The organism is Rhodopseudomonas sp. BR0C11, from assembly GCF_010820945.1.
Taxonomy (GTDB): Bacteria; Pseudomonadota; Alphaproteobacteria; order Rhizobiales; family Xanthobacteraceae; genus Rhodopseudomonas; species Rhodopseudomonas palustris_H.
The window spans coordinates 1-449 of record NZ_QTKI01000851.1 but is presented as its reverse complement, the minus strand read 5'-3'; the positions used below and the strand labels follow the sequence as shown (position 1 = coordinate 449).

At 67.0% G+C, this 449-nt stretch carries 1 protein-coding gene; it reads left to right on the top strand.

Annotated features, from left to right (window positions below; genetic code table 11):
* The coding region (locus tag DYI24_RS27765) for a methyl-accepting chemotaxis protein (protein ID WP_246701405.1) at positions 1-449 on the top strand (449 nt) is incomplete at both ends.

Genomic DNA, 449 nt, shown 5'->3' with positions numbered 1-449 from the left:
ATGAGCAGTCGGTGGCCTCGGCGACCGAGGAGATGAGCTCATCGATTTCCGAGATCAGCCGCCAGGTGCAGGACTCGGCGCGGATCGCCACTGAGGCGGTCGAGCAGGCCCGCACCACCAACTCCAGCGTCGGCGAATTGTCGGCCGCCGCGGCCCGGATCGGCGACGTCGTCGAACTGATCAACACCATCGCTGGCCAGACCAACCTGCTCGCACTGAACGCCACGATCGAAGCGGCTCGCGCCGGCGAGGCCGGCCGCGGCTTCGCGGTCGTCGCGAGCGAAGTGAAGGCGCTGGCCGAGCAGACTGCCAAGGCGACCGGCGAAATCAGCGCCCAGATCGGCGGCATTCAGAGCGCGACCGATCAGTCGGTGCGGGCGATCCGTGAGATCGGCGAGACCATCGCCAAGATGTCGGAGATCTCCTCGACGATTGCGGCGGCAGTTGAA